Annotated in this window: 25 protein-coding genes; all 25 read right to left on the bottom strand. The window is 38.8% G+C overall.

Annotated features, from left to right (window positions below; all coding sequences use genetic code 11):
• Positions 1–61: 61 nt before the first annotated feature.
• Positions 62–538 carry a hypothetical protein gene (locus KTHG_RS15665; RefSeq protein ID WP_139995005.1) on the bottom strand — a complete coding sequence of 159 codons (477 nt, stop codon included), beginning with the start codon at positions 536–538 and terminating at the stop codon, positions 62–64.
• Positions 531–974, bottom strand: coding sequence for a hypothetical protein (locus tag KTHG_RS15660; protein ID WP_139995003.1), 444 nt, complete (start codon positions 972–974; stop codon positions 531–533). The genes KTHG_RS15665 and KTHG_RS15660 overlap by 8 nt, the downstream gene beginning before the upstream one ends.
• Positions 967–2823 (bottom strand): NAD-dependent DNA ligase LigA, encoded by a 1857-nt coding sequence (gene ligA / locus KTHG_RS15655; RefSeq protein ID WP_139995001.1) that lies wholly within the window; start codon positions 2821–2823, stop codon positions 967–969. Before ligA ends, KTHG_RS15660 begins: the two co-directional genes overlap by 8 nt.
• Positions 2824–2834: 11 nt before the next feature.
• On the bottom strand, positions 2835–3146 hold the full coding sequence (locus tag KTHG_RS15650; RefSeq protein ID WP_139994999.1) for a hypothetical protein: 312 nt from the start codon (positions 3144–3146) through the stop codon (positions 2835–2837).
• 78 nt (positions 3147–3224) lie between these two features.
• Complete coding sequence (locus KTHG_RS15645) at positions 3225–3503, bottom strand: hypothetical protein (protein WP_139994997.1); 279 nt, start codon at positions 3501–3503, stop codon at positions 3225–3227.
• An 18-nt stretch (positions 3504–3521) separates the two neighbouring features.
• Positions 3522–4121: a hypothetical protein gene (locus KTHG_RS15640; protein WP_139994995.1), complete on the bottom strand. Its 600-nt coding sequence runs from the start codon at positions 4119–4121 to the stop codon at positions 3522–3524.
• Positions 4121–4396 carry an HU family DNA-binding protein gene (locus KTHG_RS15635; RefSeq protein ID WP_139994993.1) on the bottom strand — a complete coding sequence of 92 codons (276 nt, stop codon included), beginning with the start codon at positions 4394–4396 and terminating at the stop codon, positions 4121–4123. The genes KTHG_RS15640 and KTHG_RS15635 overlap by 1 nt, the downstream gene beginning before the upstream one ends.
• 91 nt (positions 4397–4487) lie before the next feature.
• Positions 4488–4919 carry a hypothetical protein gene (locus KTHG_RS15630; RefSeq protein ID WP_139994991.1) on the bottom strand — a complete coding sequence of 144 codons (432 nt, stop codon included), beginning with the start codon at positions 4917–4919 and terminating at the stop codon, positions 4488–4490.
• 12 nt (positions 4920–4931) lie between these two features.
• The gene (locus tag KTHG_RS15625) at positions 4932–5261 is read right to left on the bottom strand and encodes a hypothetical protein (RefSeq protein ID WP_139994989.1); all 330 of its coding nucleotides are present in this window, start codon (positions 5259–5261) and stop codon (positions 4932–4934) included.
• Positions 5262–5273: 12 nt separating this feature from the next.
• Positions 5274–6455 carry a DNA primase gene (locus KTHG_RS15620; RefSeq protein ID WP_139994987.1) on the bottom strand — a complete coding sequence of 394 codons (1182 nt, stop codon included), beginning with the start codon at positions 6453–6455 and terminating at the stop codon, positions 5274–5276.
• 113 nt (positions 6456–6568) lie between these two features.
• A complete protein-coding gene (locus tag KTHG_RS15615; protein ID WP_139994985.1) occupies positions 6569–7213 on the bottom strand; it encodes a host-nuclease inhibitor Gam family protein in 645 nt (214 codons plus the stop codon).
• 4 nt (positions 7214–7217) lie between these two features.
• Complete coding sequence (locus KTHG_RS15610) at positions 7218–7439, bottom strand: hypothetical protein (RefSeq protein ID WP_139994983.1); 222 nt, start codon at positions 7437–7439, stop codon at positions 7218–7220.
• 2 nt (positions 7440–7441) lie between these two features.
• Positions 7442–8188 (bottom strand): hypothetical protein, encoded by a 747-nt coding sequence (locus KTHG_RS15605; RefSeq protein ID WP_139994981.1) that lies wholly within the window; start codon positions 8186–8188, stop codon positions 7442–7444.
• An 84-nt stretch (positions 8189–8272) separates the two neighbouring features.
• On the bottom strand, positions 8273–8716 hold the full coding sequence (locus KTHG_RS15600; RefSeq protein WP_139994979.1) for a hypothetical protein: 444 nt from the start codon (positions 8714–8716) through the stop codon (positions 8273–8275).
• 11 nt (positions 8717–8727) lie between these two features.
• Positions 8728–10578: a DEAD/DEAH box helicase gene (locus tag KTHG_RS15595; protein WP_139994977.1), complete on the bottom strand. Its 1851-nt coding sequence runs from the start codon at positions 10576–10578 to the stop codon at positions 8728–8730.
• A 129-nt stretch (positions 10579–10707) separates the two neighbouring features.
• A complete protein-coding gene (locus KTHG_RS15590) occupies positions 10708–12603 on the bottom strand; it encodes an ATP-dependent helicase (RefSeq protein ID WP_139994975.1) in 1896 nt (631 codons plus the stop codon).
• 29 nt (positions 12604–12632) lie between these two features.
• A complete protein-coding gene (locus KTHG_RS15585; protein ID WP_139994973.1) occupies positions 12633–13022 on the bottom strand; it encodes a hypothetical protein in 390 nt (129 codons plus the stop codon).
• Positions 13022–13417: a hypothetical protein gene (locus KTHG_RS15580; RefSeq protein WP_139994971.1), complete on the bottom strand. Its 396-nt coding sequence runs from the start codon at positions 13415–13417 to the stop codon at positions 13022–13024. The genes KTHG_RS15585 and KTHG_RS15580 overlap by 1 nt, the downstream gene beginning before the upstream one ends.
• Positions 13418–13512: 95 nt before the next feature.
• Complete coding sequence (locus tag KTHG_RS15575; RefSeq protein WP_139994969.1) at positions 13513–14295, bottom strand: glycoside hydrolase family protein; 783 nt, start codon at positions 14293–14295, stop codon at positions 13513–13515.
• Between the two features lie 62 nt (positions 14296–14357).
• Positions 14358–14690, bottom strand: coding sequence for a hypothetical protein (locus KTHG_RS15570; RefSeq protein WP_139994967.1), 333 nt, complete (start codon positions 14688–14690; stop codon positions 14358–14360).
• A gap of 54 nt (positions 14691–14744) precedes the next feature.
• A complete protein-coding gene (locus KTHG_RS15565) occupies positions 14745–14942 on the bottom strand; it encodes a DUF2997 domain-containing protein (RefSeq protein WP_139994965.1) in 198 nt (65 codons plus the stop codon).
• Positions 14943–14984: 42 nt separating this feature from the next.
• Positions 14985–15209, bottom strand: a complete 225-nt coding sequence (locus KTHG_RS15560; RefSeq protein WP_139994963.1) for a hypothetical protein — start codon at positions 15207–15209, stop codon at positions 14985–14987.
• A 59-nt stretch (positions 15210–15268) separates the two neighbouring features.
• Positions 15269–15691, bottom strand: a complete 423-nt coding sequence (locus tag KTHG_RS15555; RefSeq protein ID WP_139994961.1) for a DUF1257 domain-containing protein — start codon at positions 15689–15691, stop codon at positions 15269–15271.
• A gap of 103 nt (positions 15692–15794) precedes the next feature.
• On the bottom strand, positions 15795–16256 hold the full coding sequence (locus KTHG_RS15550) for a hypothetical protein (RefSeq protein ID WP_139994959.1): 462 nt from the start codon (positions 16254–16256) through the stop codon (positions 15795–15797).
• Complete coding sequence (locus KTHG_RS15545; protein WP_139994957.1) at positions 16240–16536, bottom strand: hypothetical protein; 297 nt, start codon at positions 16534–16536, stop codon at positions 16240–16242. The genes KTHG_RS15550 and KTHG_RS15545 overlap by 17 nt, the downstream gene beginning before the upstream one ends.
• Between the last annotated feature and the right edge of the window lie 11 nt (positions 16537–16547).

The following is a 16547-nucleotide window of genomic DNA, read 5'->3' as shown; positions in this document are numbered from 1 at the left end:
TCCATATTAAAAAGCCCCGCCTAAGCGGAGCTTTTCAATCTTTTCTATTTTTAATTCATTTCTATTTTTGCTTTTTAGAAAGAGTCTTTTTGTTCTGCTCTTCCAGATACTTTAAGACGACACCAGACTCAGATGTACGAATTCGATAAAAAGGGGCTTCTTTATCTCTGTTCATATCAGTTATGCCTTTGTTCAGTTCAAATAAGGCATTTTTGAATGATGGTGTTTCCATTGCAGCTAACAACATTCGAGATAGTTCTTGTCGATATGCAATACGTCTGCGTACTTCTCTAGCTTCGCCAATCATTAATTGTACTTGATTTAAGTATTCATCATCTGCTCCGCTTCGTTTTGCGACTTCATGCTCGTGTTCTAAATCTTTAATGTAATCTCTAATCTTGCCAAAACGTGTATATAACTCGCTGGCCATACTTGTTTCATTTAGAACAGTGTTCAAAAACTGTTTAATGTACTCCATGTCGTTTTCTACCGTCTCAACATCAAGTTGAGCTAAAAAGACTTGGTGAGTTTTATTCATTGTGATAGCGCTCCTCTGATTTTTCCACTTCGACCATTTGAAGTGGAAGCGGCAATGTTAAACCTTGTACTGCCGCTTTTGCGAATTTTTTGTCGATAATCTTATCAACAATTTCTTTAGCATGTTGTTCGGAGTACGCATTCACGCTTATTTCGATGGGGAGCATGCCTGTTACGATATAAGGCTCGGTAAGTTGCGCCTTAAAATCAAGCACATAGCCAGAAGGCTCACCATCTTCGTTCCAGACTTTGACACAATACGAATTTGTTTGTTCATCGAATTGTAATTGCAGGATTCGTAAGTTTGCAACGAAGATATTGATGTTATGAGTTTGCTCGTCCATCACACAGCGAACGCGATCTCCTAACATACTAAGGGACGATAGTTCTTCAATTTCTGGCAACGAATTAAATGGTATTGAGATTCCTTCACCCATTGGCTTCACCTGCTAAAAAATCATTTAATTGTTGTTCATCCATGATTTGTAAACCTCGTCTTTTTGCTGTCTCCATTTTAGATGATGTAGAACTTAAATCCGCTGTCACTAGACATGTTACATTTTTCTTTAATGAAGACTCTACGCTATGACCTAACGTGACTAATTGTTGCTCATAGGTAGATTTGTTACTTGTGAATTTACCAGTCAGACAAAATACGAGACCACTGGTGTTTTGTTTTGGCTCATCTTCTTTATACTCTGCGACATTGATAATGTTCTGCGCATTCGATAAAGATTCCCAAAATTCTACACTAGCAATACTAGATGCAATCACTTCCCCAATGCCGTCAATAGTGAGTAAATCTTCGTATTCTGTATTTGCTAGATTTTCAATCGTTTTGTATCGCTTCATTAGGAGTTCAGAAGCTGTCTTGCCAACATTCGGAATACCTAGTGAATAGATGAAACGATCCATTGGCGAACTACTACAAGCGAGTTGAATCGCAGCGTATAATTTCTCTGCTGATTTTTTCGCAAAACCTTCCAATGTTTCAAAATCTTTCACTCCCAATCGTAATACATCAGAAGGATATTTGAAATGAAATTTTTCGCACAATTTTTCAGAAGTTTTGACCGATAACCCTTCAATATCTAACGCTGCTCTGCTTGCCATATGCGCAATTAGTAATGGCATACGAGATTCGCAGAATGCATTCACGCAGAAGGCCTGAGTCTCTACTTCTTTTAAAGGCTCACAACAGACTGGGCAGTTAGTAATTTTTGGATAGGTTTTAAGTGAATCTGTATTATCGCATCCAATGATAGCAGGGATAATATCGTGTGCTTTTGTTAGCGTAACAGTCGAGCCGATAGCAATATTTAACGTTTCCATATACGCATGGTTATGAAGTGTTGCTCTCTCAACAACTGTATCTAAGATTTCAACTGGCTCTAAGATAGCGACAGGTGAAATTCTACCTGTGCGTCCTACTTGCCACTTCACATCAAGCAATGTTGTTTGCACTGTAGGCGACTCAAATTTAAAGGCGATTGCATCTTTTGGATGATGTCCTGTTTCTCCGAAGTGTTTTCGCGCGTCTGAAATATCAGAGCGATAAACCAATCCGTCAATTTGATAGTCTAATGTGTCACGCTTATCCGCATCAAATGAAGCTGCATCGGCTGCTACTTCATCTGGAAATAATTTTTTCGAAACAGCAAATTCATATCCAGCTTGGTACAAGCGGTTCAATTGTTCAGTGTGTGAATCAGATGATCCAACAACTTCATAAGCAACAAAGTGACCATAAGGTGCTTGCTTGTCTTTTAAGTTAGCAAAACCAGCAGCAACATTGCGGCTATTTTTGATTTCGATATTGGCATCCTCTTCAAGTTTTTGAGCTTTATAACGTTCATATTCATCTTTTCGTAAGATGAATTCACCACGCACCGGATAATCTAAAGATGCTGATGGAAGAAGATGTCCAATTGCTGCAGTAACATCTTGACCATACTGGCCATCGCCACGCGTCACAACCCGATTGTCTGGGTAATGCACAAGTGTGATACCGTCATATTTAAGCTCACGAATAATCGTATCGCCAAATGTATTCGTAACTTCTTCTAACGCTTGTAGGTCTGTTCGTTTGTCTAAACTCAATGTAGAAACTAAGTGTTTAACGCGGTCGTTCTTCCCTGTATTGGCAGTTCCAGGGACATAATCATATTCCACATTGGCACTTTTAACAAGCGCATCGTACTCAGCATCGGATATTTCAGATACGCCATCATCATAGTAGCGCTTGTTGTAATACTCGATTTGTTCAATTATTTTTTGTGTCACCATGAGACACCCTCCTAAGTGAAGTAATAACCTTGCCCATCTAATTTAATATAGTAATGTTCATTGTCGGGTTCGTTTTTACGGATAGTATTTGTTCTTTCAGCCGCTTTAAAGAAGTGAGCGTATCTAAATACGCGCTTTTGACTAGCTGGCATCTTTAAAAAAATAGGTAGCGCACCCGCTTCTTTCTCTGCATGTTCGCACAGTCGAGACATTAATCGACTATGCGGTTGGCCTTTTAGAGTGAAAACTTCGTAGTGTTCTGCAATTTGTGTCGCAGACAAATGTGCTTCTTCTGATTGAATTTCTTCATAATAAGTGTGCATAAAACTCTCGCCTCTCTGTTTAGTACACCCCAAAATAAAAACCCCCGGATGGGGGCTTTTGAGTATGTATGATTAAAATTAAGCAGTTTGTTGAGGTGTAGAAACTTCTAAAGCGCGTTGCTTGTGGAATGCTTCTAAATTATTCAACATAAGTAAGCCTGTAGCTGGATCCGTTGAATCCACGATGACTGCATGGCCTTCACCGTTCATATAGCATAGAGTTAATGGCACAACTTGATTGTCGGCTTCAACTTTCTCTGCTGCTGTAGCTAATGCTTTTAAGAATTCAGAGATAGATGGTTGTTTTACTTCCGTCTGCTCTAATACTTCTGCTTTGTTCTCTTTAGCTTTTGTCATGATGTTATCCCCTTCCTACTATAACGGTGTTGCTACACCATTACGTTTCTTTGCTTCAACGTACAAGTGGTCTAAAACCAATTGTGAAAAGGCATCAAAATGACTGTAATATCTTGCTGCTTCATATACGTTTAGCCATTCCCCTTCAATGTAATCACTGGTAGGCAATGATACATCGTCAGTAATAATAGAGAATACGAATCCAATGTCACTGTTGCGCTCTGAAATAGATCGCACAGTCCCTTCGAAACTGAATTCGTTCTCCTCTCTATCATTACCAATCAAATGACTGGTATGTTGAACCAACTGAAATAAGTCTCGTTCTTTCTCGTGCATATACCATGCGTTACCTAAATGGTAGGAGCCGTTACTGATATTGCGAATAACGAACATCTGTAACTGACTATTAACAAAGATAACAAATGGTACGATACGCTTAAAAGTACTTGGTGCAATATCTTCGTTGAGGATGGAACGTACGTTGTGACCAACGACGTTCTGTAAGTATGTTTGTTGTTTCGTTAAGCGAGAACCTGCCTTACTTGATGGAAGCCATTTCGTAAAGCCGTCCTCTACATTAATCGAATCAACAGGAAGTACTAAAGTCGTTGATGGCATTAGCCTTTTACAGCGTCTTTAAGTGCTTTACCAGCTTTGAAAGCAGGTACTTTGCTTGCAGCGATTTCGATTTCTTCACCAGATTGTGGGTTACGACCTTTACGAGCCGCGCGTTCACGTACTTCAAAGTTACCAAAGCCGATTAATTGAACTTTTTCGCCTTTTGCAAGTGCTTCTTGGATTGTTTCGAATACAGCGTTTACAGCTTTTTCAGCATCCTTTTTAGTGATTTCTGCTTCTACTGCAACTGCATTTACTAAATCTGTTTTGTTCATAGTGTATCTTCCTCCCTATTTTATGAATGAATCTTTAGACACGAATGTCTGACTAGGATTATATAGATAGCGCTAGTCAGATGCAAGTTTTTTAAGAAAAAACATCAAATGTTATCTTTTTATTTCCACGTTTTCTCTTTTTTGTAATCAATCTTTTTAAGCATATATCTTCTTCTATAACTTTTTCGGTCGCTCTCAAATGACATGCAATACATGCTTCATGACCAATTGATTTTCCTAAAAGTTTTTTCTGTACTTCAAAACAATTTGAAGTCTCTTTGATTTCAGTTCCATCTACAAGGCCATACATCTTATTGACGCATTGTAAGGCGCCGACTTCGCCGTTGTACACAGTAGCGTTTGGCATAAACATTTCCTCGTCATGAATGACAACCAGTTTTTGTCTAGTTGAATCTCGCTCAGTGGTTAGACGATAGCGTTCATCATTTTGAGCTAAGATATTTTGCAACGTGATTGCGCTAAATCCTAAAATACGAGAATCTAGTAAATTGACTAAGTTCATTATTTTTGGCTCCTAATGTTGTAATTTCCCTAAGCAAGTTTCGCAAAGTAGTTCACCATTAGACTCTGTTAAATTATCTTCATCGAAATCTAAATGACATGAAGAACACTCCTCCTCCATGGTCATTTGAGATGACATGGCTGGTGAAGCGGCAGTAGGTCTACTTTGTAGCAACAGATTTGCAATCTCCTCTTCGGAGTGTTGTGATTGCTGTACATCTTTATGTACAGGTGCGGTATTGAAATCGCACTTAAAATCATTGATATGTATAGCTGGTGGCAATGACAATAGTTGCTGTCGAATTGCGCAAACCTGAATGTGTGAGCATTGTTCACAAATCATTTTAATCCTCTCCTATCTCAAAGTGACACCCATTTTATCATAAAGCATGTCTGCGAGCAGATGTTTTTCGCTGGGATCTTTTACATAGGAAGCGGCTTTTATAACTTGTGGGAATAATTGTTGTTTTAACCGTTGCACACCAGCTTCGTACAACATCAATGTTTCCTTCATACAGAACATGCTATAAGGCATCATGTGCAAATCAATGTATTCACTAATGTTTTCTTTCTCACGCAATGTAGTGTCTGCTAGGTCGTTGCCGTCACTTAACGGAACGATTAGACATGATACACTCATTTCTTGAAAAAGGTTCGCAATTTTATGTGCTGCATTAATTCCAGCTTCGTCTCCGTCCGTCATAATAACAGGAGTGAGATTCCATGATTTAATTAATTTTGCATGATCTTCTGTGAAAGCTGTACCTAGTGGAGCAACGACGTTTTTTACGCCGTACTGTTTAGGTAAAATAACATCTACTGGTCCTTCTGTGATGAACACGTAATCTTGGCTACGGTCAATTTCATTTTCACCGTATAGAAATTTCCTCTTTTGAAAGGCCGGTGAAGATTTAGAATTTCGATATTTTGGCTGTTTTCCAGTCGGGTCCTCTAAGAAGATACGCTTGGTGAAACCGATGACTTTATTGAAACGATTTAAAAGTGGAAATGTTACACGCTTGCCGTCCCAGCCAATATGCCAACGATTAATGGATTCTATCGTTATCCCACGCCCCTGTAGATAATCTTCCACAAATGGCATGCGCCCTTTTTCGAACGAACGCATTAAGATATTGTTATTATCGTATTCAGCTGCAATGTTGGGATCTTCCTCTTTTAATGGAATACCAATACGCTTTGCTAGAAATTGTATTGCTTGCTCATAGCCAAAGCCTTTGTACCAACGGACAAAAGCAATGACATCAGAGCCGTAGTTTCGTTTTGCGGAGGTGACTTGTTCACCCGATTTTGTTTTTCTGCCATTGTGGCATTTCATACAAGCCCATGACTGCTCTTTATGCCATACACGAAAACTAGGGTTTTCATCTTTATGGTTAGGATGTGGGCACTGAGCTCCATAAATACCACCATGAAAATTTTGCCACTCTATAGTTGGGGCAAGTTCTTCGATTAATTCGATAATGTCTGTTTCTTGTTTGATTTTTTGAACAACTTCACTTGGAATTTGAAAAGCCATTGCCTACATCTCCTTCATAAAAAAATAAAAAAATGCCTTACCAGCGAACGGGCTGATAAGGCAAATATAATGAGCAGGATGATTGATCCCCACAACTCTTATTATACCATTATTTACTTGGTATAGAAAGCGTCTGGCTGGGCTTCGATGGTCACACCATTAACTGGAATACCATCGAATGTTAATACACCATCAACGTATTTAAGATGCTTTTTTAGTTCTGTTTTATTGACTGTTTCGACTAGCTCTAACTTGAAAGAATCTCCTCGTTTTTCTTTAGGGATTTTTCGTAACGACGATTTGATTTCATCGTCATCGTATGTATAGCTAGGCTGTTGTGAACGGAAGCCAATTGTCCCATTCGTAAAATTTAATGAACGTTTATTCTTTGCATCTTTTAATTGTTCTGCTGCGTATGCTCGAAGCATTGATTCTTTGTGTTCAATTGAACGATTCAAATTGTTGGTAGACTTCTTCACCCACTCTTCTACTTGGCGTTTAACAGTTTCTATTTTCTGTTTACCCAGAGCTTGGATTTCTTTGATTTCGTCTTTTTGACTTTTGACGCGTCCCAATAAATAGTCAGCTTGCTCGAATGATTTGATTTCAAGCATATCTGACGTGGATCCAGATTCCGCTGCAGCTGCTTCTGTTAGATAGTTTTCTAAAGAAGCCAGCGAACCATCGAATACAGGGGTGTCCGTCTTTTGAGTACTGTTCGTTGTGTCATCAATAAGTTCTTCTAACATAGTTGGCATAATTTTATTCTCCTTCCTCAATATATTGTTTGATTTCACTTGGTTTAGTTTCAAACGATTGTATTACATCTTCGTTCTCTACGCTGAAAACACGCGTTTGAAAACTTCCTTCGCATAATTCAACGAGCGCTAATGTAGCGCCATCCACTTCAATAAAAATACCAGGATATTCTGGATCGTTTGAACGCAAAGCTCGAATGGTAAAATCACCAGCTTTTGTTTCCATATTTATACCTCTTCTAGTGAACTTGTTTTTAATGGCGCAGGACGTCTGCAACGGAAGTTATCGTACTTATACAAGAAAAAGTCATTGTAATAAGTATCTATAAAGCCTAACTGCGCATAAGATAGTATGCTGTAATCAACGAACTGCACAGAATGTTCAAAATCGCATCCTACACTTAAAATACGGTTAGCTACGGTATTGTTATCCTTGCGCGATTTAATCGTCACACCGTACAGTGGGCGCTCTTCATCAGGCTCTAAGACCTCGACATCTCCATTTGTGTCATTTTTTAATAACAATTCATGAATGATTTGAACCGATGTGTCATGTGCGTTGAAAAACATTTGTTTCATGTAACTTTGGCTTTGCGCTGCGATTTCTTGCGAGTTATCGGGCTTACAAATATTTTCAAAGTACACCCATCCATCGAATGGAACGTCAAAAGCTTGCGGATGATTTTGTAGGTATTCTTCGAAATCATCATCCTCCGCTTCATCATGGTCATCTGCTTTTAATCTTTCATATAAAGCGTAAGGTAAAGTGTAGAATTGAACGTTCTCATACGCATAAGAGATAACTTCCTGTGCGGTCATGTTAAAGTCCCAGTCTTTTACCTCCCACCCTTTCACATAAAGTGACGCTACGATTGCTTTTAGCGAACGTAACGAATCAATATCTGAAAAAGGCTTTTGAAAGATGTCCTCGTGTGCTTCATTGATTTGTTTCATGATTGCTTCTAATCTATTCAAGTTTTGTTCCTCCATTGATAAATTAGCTTACTGCATGCGCATCTTTAGTTGTTGTCGAAACACATTGTTTAGTCTAAATTAATCTCAAAAGTAACTACTACTCAAATTATATTGTTTTTTTAGCACCATATATTCTTTTGGTAAATGAGAGAACACAAAGAGCAAGATAGATTTCATCACATGTGAGTCTGAATGTTCTTCATCTGACGTTACTCCATCTTTAAAGATAGCGTCAGTGTATTCAAGTGTATAGAGCTGTTGGATAGCTTCATCAAGTAATAATGGATCTTTCTGCTCTTCAACTTTTTTTAGGAATAAATCCATTGACTGTGCTGTAAGTAAAGCTAGTGATTCAGACCATTCATGATTTGAAAAGCTTACAGAGAATAAAATCTCGTCATCTGTTTCTACATTCACTTCGTGGCCATACATGTCATCATCATTGTGCATGATATGTAACGTACCGCCATCCGGTAGTTGATGAACAAAATGCTCAACAACTACACCTGTATTTAACACTGCTGTCATGCTTCTTCCTCCTACATACCACGAATCAATTCTTCGTCGTATTTTTGTTTTTTGTCGACAATCTTTTGAGCGATGTCATCCCATGATTCTTCACAAACAAGTTGATATACAAATGCTGTGTCGTGAATGGAATCCGCGCGTTCTAAGCGTCCATAGCGTTGCGTTTGAATACCGAACGATTCTGCGCGCTCAACTTCTATTAAGTACTTACATTTAGATAGATTAAGCCCTTCGGCACCTGCATTGGAGCAAAGTAGGATTTTATATTTGTCATCATCTCGGAACTTATCGTACGCTTCTATATATCGCTGTTGAGCAGATAGCTCTCCGCGAATAACGGCCACGCCAACGTTTGGGTAAGCACGTTTGAAGTCATCAATGAGTATGTCCTGCAATGATGTGTAGCGAGAAAAGATACAGACCTTTTCCCCTTCATTTAAAATCTCCCCTACTTTTTCCTTTAATAGTTCCATTTTGGAGCTGCTGTCACCTGTCGTATACTGCTTTGCCATGTTTGAATCACTCTTAAGTAGAAGTTCTTCTGTAATGCAAAGCTGCTGCGCAAATGTTTGTCGAGCTAATATACCTGCAGAAATTTTCAAGTAATCTTCGTTACTTCGCAGTTCATCCTCTGAACGCATACGCATTTTCAGCATCTTCTCTTGTTCATGCAAGTCATCTAGCTCTTCCATTAGTGTTGTATGCACTTGTTGCTGCTTATAAGACAGTCTACAAACGAGTGGCGTAACAACAAGTTTAGGCAATTGACTTGATACATCATGCTTTGATTTAACAATCATATTTTTCTGTATCTTTGTGGTTAATTGCTCTTTGTTCTCTACGCCCGAAACTCGACCAAACTTTCCACCGGAGTATTTTAAATACGTCTTAGAAAAGTCGGACCATTTCGGGAACAACTCTGGGCTAACAAAGCGGAAAATACCAAACAAGTCCTCTGGTGATTTACCAACCGGAGTTGCTGTAGCACCTACTTTGAATTTAACGTCACCTAAATCAGCCATCGCTAAAGAGCGTTTCGCTTCACGATTTTTGATGTAGTGTATTTCATCGGCCATTATGTATTCAATGCCCGCTTCTTTCAATGTTTCTCTTACGTCTGGATCATTAACGGTTTCGTAGTTTAAAACGAAGAGGTCATATCCTTGAAATTGCATTTTGAACTTCTCGTCAATTTCTTTATATAGCGCGATGATTTCACGCTTCTTCTTCGCTTTTTTTTCTTTTTCTTTCTTTGTTAACGAACCCTTTTCATCGAGTTTTTTAATTGCATTCTTACGCGTTTTGACTCGGTTGTATTCATTTGAACAAAAGTCAGCTTTCGTATAAATGCCGTTAGCTGTTAAGTGGGCGAATTTCGATACTTCCTTCACCCACTGAACTTTTAAGGATGCCTTGACGATAATGGCACCTGGTCCATTGATTAGACCACGCTTTTTCGCTTCAAGGTATGTTCCGATACCCATAGGGCTTTTACCAGATCCACATGGAGCAACGATTAAGCCACCTTGATTATCAAGAATAAATTTAATGATTTCTTTTTGATAATCGTATGGTTGCAGAATCATGTCTTTACCGATTTCATCATAGTCTGAAACAACGTGACGAACGTTTGACAATGCCTCTTTTACATCGTTTACATCCTTATCCATACCGATACTAAATAAGATATTGATTTCTTTGATACCATCTGGCGGGTACACCCAATCTAGGTATTTTGGTGAAAAGTTTTTATTCTTTACAAAAGACATACGCCACGCAAATTGATTGAATCCATCGCGTGTGAATTTTTCGCCGTAGCGAACCAAATAACCGCCGTCTACTTTTTCTTTTTCGTAAATCATGCTGTCACCTCTTTATTATTCGCCCGTCTATTTTATCTTAACAAGGCAAATAAAAATAGCCCTTGCGTCCTAATTAATTAGCGAGCAAGGGCATGTGATGATGATTAAAGGTCTACGAATTCGACAAATTTAGCTGCGTCCTCTGATATACTGCGGATCAATTTCTCCAATGAATCGAGATTCTTCTTGGTACTGTGAACGTCCTTGATTCATTACCATTTTTGGTCGAGTAAGAATCAAGATTTCTTTTGCTCTTGTCATGCCGACATAATGCAATCGACGCTCTTCCTCAATAGAAGCTTGTGTGTCAGCTCTCCATGATGGAATGATGCCTTCATTGTTACCAATCATAATGATAATCGGGAACTCCAGACCTTTTGATGCGTGTAACGTCATTAGGTTGATAGAATTTTCAATTTGCTCTGCATCTTCTACATTCAATGACAAATTCTCTAAGAATTCGTCTACTTGATCGTAAGATGCGGCAATGTTTACTAATTCATCTAAGTTACCTACACGCGTCTCCATATCTGGCTCGTCCATTTCGACAAGCAAATCAATATACTTAATGCCATGTACAACGTACAGCACAATATCCTTTGGCGCCATTGTGTACAATTCTTCTCGGAACTTTTCCATGAAGGTATAGAATTGCTCTACACCTTTCTTCGCTTTCCCACGTAAATCTGTATTAGGCAACGCATCAATATAATTAGATGCGCGATTGCGCACGTAAGCGTGGATGTGTTCAAGTGATTTATCGCCAACACCACGCTTTGGTACACCGATTGCACGTTCAAATGCTTCTCGGTCAAGTGGATTGTAGGCTAAACGAATATAAGACATGATGTCCTTGATTTCACGACGTTTGTAGAATGGTAAGCCGCCGACCACAGTGTATGGCACCTGCTTCTGTAGAAGGGCCTCTTCAATCGAACGGGACAGATGGTTCATCCGATAAAGGATAGCAATATCTTTGTACTGATAGGTACCGTTCTGTGTCAGCGCTTCAATTAATGTTGAAATGTATGAAGCTTCTTGGGACTGGTTTTGCGTATCAATGAACATTAATTGCTCGCCTACTTTGTTTTCGGTAAACAGTTCTTTCTCGTAGCTCTGCTCATTATGAGAGATAAGGCTACGAGCTGCGTTCACAATTGTTTGCGTAGAGCGATAGTTTTGTTGCAGAGTATATACTTTCAGTCCTTTAAAGCGCGCTTTTAATTTGAGGATTTCATTAATGTCAGCACCTCGAAAGGCATAAATACTTTGGTCATCGTCTGCAATTAAGCAAACGTTCATATCATCACCGGCGAGTAGTTTAATTAAATCAAGGTCGCGAGATGACGAATCCTGCGTTTCATCGCAGAATAAATAGCGATAGCGTTGATTCACTTCGCGTTTAACTTCTGGTTGAGTACGAAGCAATAAGATTGAAAGAAGAATTAAGTCGTCGAAATCAACAGCATTCTGCTCTTTTAATTCCTTTTGATATTGCTTGTAAACTTCTGCAACATATTTATCCTTTGCAGTCCCCTCATATTGAGCCTTTTCTAACGCTTTTTGAGGTGTGATGTTTTTATTTTTCATGCTTGAAATTTCATTGATAACATCACGAGGTTTGAACATACCATCTTTTGCGATTTTCTTAATCGTACTAATTTGGTCGTCTGTGTCATAGATTGTGAAGTTTGTTTCGTAACCTAAGTAGTTTGCGTACTTCCTTAGTAATCTTGAACAGAAAGAATGATATGTGCTTACTGTTAAATCGTTAGCACGAGGACCAACTTTTAGATGGACACGCTCACGCATTTCGTTGGCCGCTTTCTTTGTGAAAGTAAACATTAGCATTGAAAGTGGATCAATACCTTTTTCAATCATGTACGAAGCACGAGAGACAATAAGGTTTGTTTTACCACTCCCCGGTCCAGCTAACACGAAAAGAGGACCATTGATATGTTGCGCTGGCTCTAGTTGAAACTTGTTTAGATGCGCAATGGTTGGGTGTACAGTTGTGATTGCCATGTTGGTTATTCATCCTTTCTTAATATGTATTAAATTGTAATGCGCGCTTCATCTTCGAAGTGCCTAAAATCCTTTAGGAATAGAACATCTTCTGCAGTGACATATGTATAAAGCTCGTTGTCGTCAGAAACATTAATGTTGATAGCTCCTGGTGTGACATACTGACGCATACGATCAATAAAATGGTCAATGACTTGAAATAACTCCATAGACATAGCGTAGGCAGTCGTTTTATCTGTCTCTGGGATAATAACAGCCAAAACGTGTGCATCTTCTAAGTTGTATGCATTAATTGCATCATAATAGCTCACGTCGATTTCCTTGATACGTTTACGGATTTCTTGTACACATTCTTTTATTACTGGATGCTTTTTCTCACTGATAATAAATTGAATATCTTCACAGCCGATTTTTCTCATTAGTCAACGGCCTCCATTGCAAAGCCTGTTAAATAATCACTACCCACTTTATGCAGGTCATATAGTGACACAGATAAAAACGGTGTCTGCTTGTTTACACATAAGCTCGTAGGTGCGCCTATTTTTTTCGATAATAACTCGATGGCAGTGTCGATTAAACCGAATGTAGCATTGACATACTCAATTGACGCATTCGCTGGACAGCCGTTGTTAATCAGTAACTCTTGTAAGCTGTCTGGGTTTTTTGCTGAATAAGCTTTGGCAATCTCTGCTTCTGGGATGGCTAACAAAACAGCGCTGTTTTTAAGTGTGTCGGTAATATGTTTCGTTTCACGAATCTCGCCTTTTACTTGAACGCTAATTGTTTCCAATCCTAATAAATTATAACTGTGCATATTTTCGCCCTCTCTATTAGATACTTAGTCGGTGCCCCTTTTTGGGCATAATAAAAAGGCAGCTCGTAATTAAACGAACTGCCCGAAAAGTGTCGTTAAAGCTTACCGTCATTTAGACAATGTTGTAATGCTTTAACTACAGTAGAAGGCCTTGAAAGCACACCATCGACTGGTGTACCTAAATATCGTTGGAGAGACCTAATTGTATCTACTCCTAGATAGCCATCAACTGTGACGTTTAATACCTTTTGCAATGCACGTACTGTGTCAGAGCCGTTACCATTATTGTAAACAATACCGACAATGCCTTTAGTGATTGCATTATGTACTTGCCCGCCGATGTAACCATCGACTGTGACGCCCAAAACTTTTTGCAGTTGCTTAGTTGTGTCCATGCCCCAATAACCATCCACTTGTAAAGTTGTAGAGGTATTTTTTTCTTTCAATGGAGGATTTTTAAGACCAGACATAATCCAAGACTGTTCTTCAGTTCTGCGCTTTACAAGACCAGGTAATATAACACCGCCACCTTTATTATAAAGGATAATGGTTGTGGCGATTTTATAGAGGTCTTTACTTGAACATAAGACTTTTAAGTTAGTCTCGCCACAATTGTAGCAGAATGAAACAAGCGCATCAAATTGTTTTTGCGTTAAATCCATATTGAGCGCTTGAACAGGCTTTTCATATTTCGGGATGTCATTATCGAATAGTTGGTTCGCACGAGCTTGCGAAATCCGCATCCCTTGTTTTACGTCGGCACCGTAATGACCATAGCCAATTGTCCAATACTTTTCAGTCGGTACAGGCTTGTAGGCCGTTAAACGGACACCTTCGTAGCTTTTAATTAACTTCTTACCGTTTTCACTAATTCGCATAGAAACACTCCTTTCGTATACCTTATTAGTACTGGAAAAGTGACTTCTATTAAACAACGTTTTTAAGAAGCAGGTTGTTCTTGCTTGTTGTGAATGATTAAAGCATAGGTTTGAGATGGCAAATAAACATGTCCTGTCATACCTACAATAGAATTGAATGACTCAATAAAGAATCCATCTTCCACCGGTGTAATGCGTGTAGTGATTTCATTCTCGCTTCGAACGACAATCTCTCCGCTTACTTCTTTCCAGACTTGAGCATCCTTTTCTTTGAACGGTAATGCAGCTGCTAAGTTGTTGACGTCTTTTGTTAGAACTGTTTGGTTATTTTCATTTTCTACAAGAAACATTTCGTTACCAGAGAAGGTATTTTTTACTTGTTTGAACGTTTTCATAGTCGGGATTTCCTTTGTAAGTAAATTTTAAATCGGCAGATTTATTTGTGTTGTTTATAGTTGGCTTTCGATTGATGTGACCGCACCGCTATCGTAGAATTCAGGTTTTTTACCTTCATCTACAATTTCACCGCCTAGAGCTAGTTCTAAGTCAGCAGTTCCGCTAACACAATCTTGTCCTTCGAAGCCAGACAGTGCTTCGATGCCGTAGTCGCCTTTTGTACCAATATTAATTTTAATTCGTTTACTCATGATATTCGTCCTTCTTCCTTTGTTTTGATGCGCAACGTTCAGTTAGGCTCGCCCTTTTTTGGTATTATCGTCGTCACTGGTTGCGTCTAATGTTGTTTCAGCAAATTTCTGCATAACATCTTCGTCGCCAGTAACATTCAAAATAGATGCTTCTACTGTGCTGTCTTGCTTTTCGACACAATAGAATTCAACATCCACATTCGATGTGAAACCGATCAATACACCATTTTCGATTACGACTCCTACTTTCACTTTTTTGTTTTCCATGCGCTTCAAACTCCCTATTTTAGATAGTAATTTATGTCTATGTTCAAGGCGATGTAAGTTTACGCCCACATCTCGGCAATCATCTCAATTTCGCCTTCTTCGTTAGTCGTAATAGACTCGATTGAATAATTGTTTTCTTCTAAGATTTGCTCTACACGATAACGTTGGTAGTTTTGTGAAAGCTGGTCAATGAAGCTAGATTCATTCAGACCAGTGCCAAAGAAATCGCCAGATAGCTCTAATGCAATCTTACCGTCAATTTCCTTAAAGTTAAAGCCTAAAGCGATTGGTTTACCATCTTTGACTAAGCTAGCGGACACAGTTTCGTGTCCCCATGTGTTTCGAATATTTGTGATAGACTCGTCAAATGTTAAGTTTAAAATATTCCCTTGTCTATCGACCATGTTTGCTAATGCTTTCGATAAAATGTCTTTATTAATGTCGTTTAATACCTGTGAATTGAATTTTCTCCAGTGGCTCATATATAAGCCCTCCTTAAAGTTTAATAGTGATAGTAAGTGTTAGGTGCTGCAGTGTCATTGGGGAGCGATAGCTACTTGATAAAGCCCAACGTTTAATTGGCAGTTAAACTGACAGCGTTTGATTATAGCGAGGACGTTTGTTTCGTCGCATCGCTTCTAGTTTACGTTGTTGCGAGCAGATTTCTGCTTGTTTTAAACCTAAACAATATGCGTTTTTACGCTTTGTACGTTTACTTTTGTACATATAGTGATCGACACACAAAACGGATTGCATAGTGAATAGTTTTTTTGCATACTCTACGGTCTCTGCATCATACACTTGTGACATGCTGGCAGATCCTTCTATTTTAGAAAGGATTTCTGGTTTACCCAAAACCTCTACAGCATCTTTTAAAGATTCTCGCACAGCATATGTACTTAATTGAGGTCCTTTGTTACCATACGTGTCGACTGCATAAATGCCCCAATCTTTCGTAATATCAGAGGCGTCAAAATATTCTTCTTCTACCGAAACCGCTTTAAAAAATTGGACAGGTTTTCCATCATCTCTATTTTTCCATGGCATATTGAATCTGCATCTCCTTTAAAAAGCTGTCTTTAAGGTTAGCTAATTGGTTTTTATCCATTCCGGGAATCGGTGAGTTTGTTAGAAGAGCACGAATCGTGCTCTCTTGCGAACGAATAGCACCAATGAAGGCTTCGTGAAACATAAAGAACATTGGATTGCGCTTCATTTCATTCTCGAATACAGTTGTTGAAATGTTCATACGTTCAAAGTCCTTTTTTAAGCGCTCTTCGAACGTCATTTCAGATTTGTGTTTGTCTGTTGGTAAACATACTTCCATGACGATACCTC

It is taken from the genome of Kurthia sp. Dielmo (genome assembly GCF_000307285.2).
Classification (GTDB): Bacteria; Bacillota; Bacilli; order Bacillales_A; family Planococcaceae; genus Kurthia; species Kurthia populi.
The sequence above is the reverse complement of the archived record's forward strand: the minus strand, read 5'-3'. Positions and strand labels throughout refer to the sequence as shown.

What these genes read in the sequence shown, in the direction of transcription:
- KTHG_RS15630 (WP_139994991.1), bottom strand. Translation starts at nt 4,919, where the DNA reads ATGAACTTAGTCAATTTACTAGATTCTCGTATTTTAGGATTTAGCGCA.
- KTHG_RS15560 (WP_139994963.1), bottom strand. Translation starts at nt 15,209, where the DNA reads ATGGAAAACAAAAAAGTGAAAGTAGGAGTCGTAATCGAAAATGGTGTA.
- ligA (WP_139995001.1), bottom strand. Translation starts at nt 2,823, where the DNA reads ATGGTGACACAAAAAATAATTGAACAAATCGAGTATTACAACAAGCGC.
- KTHG_RS15545 (WP_139994957.1), bottom strand. Translation starts at nt 16,536, where the DNA reads ATGGAAGTATGTTTACCAACAGACAAACACAAATCTGAAATGACGTTC.
- KTHG_RS15600 (WP_139994979.1), bottom strand. Translation starts at nt 8,716, where the DNA reads ATGACAGCAGTGTTAAATACAGGTGTAGTTGTTGAGCATTTTGTTCAT.
- KTHG_RS15620 (WP_139994987.1), bottom strand. Translation starts at nt 6,455, where the DNA reads ATGGCTTTTCAAATTCCAAGTGAAGTTGTTCAAAAAATCAAACAAGAA.
- KTHG_RS15610 (WP_139994983.1), bottom strand. Translation starts at nt 7,439, where the DNA reads ATGGAAACAAAAGCTGGTGATTTTACCATTCGAGCTTTGCGTTCAAAC.
- KTHG_RS15585 (WP_139994973.1), bottom strand. Translation starts at nt 13,022, where the DNA reads ATGAGAAAAATCGGCTGTGAAGATATTCAATTTATTATCAGTGAGAAA.
- KTHG_RS15555 (WP_139994961.1), bottom strand. Translation starts at nt 15,691, where the DNA reads ATGAGCCACTGGAGAAAATTCAATTCACAGGTATTAAACGACATTAAT.
- KTHG_RS15550 (WP_139994959.1), bottom strand. Translation starts at nt 16,256, where the DNA reads ATGCCATGGAAAAATAGAGATGATGGAAAACCTGTCCAATTTTTTAAA.
- KTHG_RS15650 (WP_139994999.1), bottom strand. Translation starts at nt 3,146, where the DNA reads ATGCACACTTATTATGAAGAAATTCAATCAGAAGAAGCACATTTGTCT.
- KTHG_RS15645 (WP_139994997.1), bottom strand. Translation starts at nt 3,503, where the DNA reads ATGACAAAAGCTAAAGAGAACAAAGCAGAAGTATTAGAGCAGACGGAA.
- KTHG_RS15615 (WP_139994985.1), bottom strand. Translation starts at nt 7,213, where the DNA reads ATGCCAACTATGTTAGAAGAACTTATTGATGACACAACGAACAGTACT.
- KTHG_RS15665 (WP_139995005.1), bottom strand. Translation starts at nt 538, where the DNA reads ATGAATAAAACTCACCAAGTCTTTTTAGCTCAACTTGATGTTGAGACG.
- KTHG_RS15635 (WP_139994993.1), bottom strand. Translation starts at nt 4,396, where the DNA reads ATGAACAAAACAGATTTAGTAAATGCAGTTGCAGTAGAAGCAGAAATC.
- KTHG_RS15625 (WP_139994989.1), bottom strand. Translation starts at nt 5,261, where the DNA reads ATGATTTGTGAACAATGCTCACACATTCAGGTTTGCGCAATTCGACAG.
- KTHG_RS15565 (WP_139994965.1), bottom strand. Translation starts at nt 14,942, where the DNA reads ATGAGTAAACGAATTAAAATTAATATTGGTACAAAAGGCGACTACGGC.
- KTHG_RS15590 (WP_139994975.1), bottom strand. Translation starts at nt 12,603, where the DNA reads ATGGCAATCACAACTGTACACCCAACCATTGCGCATCTAAACAAGTTT.
- KTHG_RS15570 (WP_139994967.1), bottom strand. Translation starts at nt 14,690, where the DNA reads ATGAAAACGTTCAAACAAGTAAAAAATACCTTCTCTGGTAACGAAATG.
- KTHG_RS15640 (WP_139994995.1), bottom strand. Translation starts at nt 4,121, where the DNA reads ATGCCATCAACGACTTTAGTACTTCCTGTTGATTCGATTAATGTAGAG.
- KTHG_RS15575 (WP_139994969.1), bottom strand. Translation starts at nt 14,295, where the DNA reads ATGCGAATTAGTGAAAACGGTAAGAAGTTAATTAAAAGCTACGAAGGT.
- KTHG_RS15580 (WP_139994971.1), bottom strand. Translation starts at nt 13,417, where the DNA reads ATGCACAGTTATAATTTATTAGGATTGGAAACAATTAGCGTTCAAGTA.
- KTHG_RS15595 (WP_139994977.1), bottom strand. Translation starts at nt 10,578, where the DNA reads ATGATTTACGAAAAAGAAAAAGTAGACGGCGGTTATTTGGTTCGCTAC.
- KTHG_RS15660 (WP_139995003.1), bottom strand. Translation starts at nt 974, where the DNA reads ATGGGTGAAGGAATCTCAATACCATTTAATTCGTTGCCAGAAATTGAA.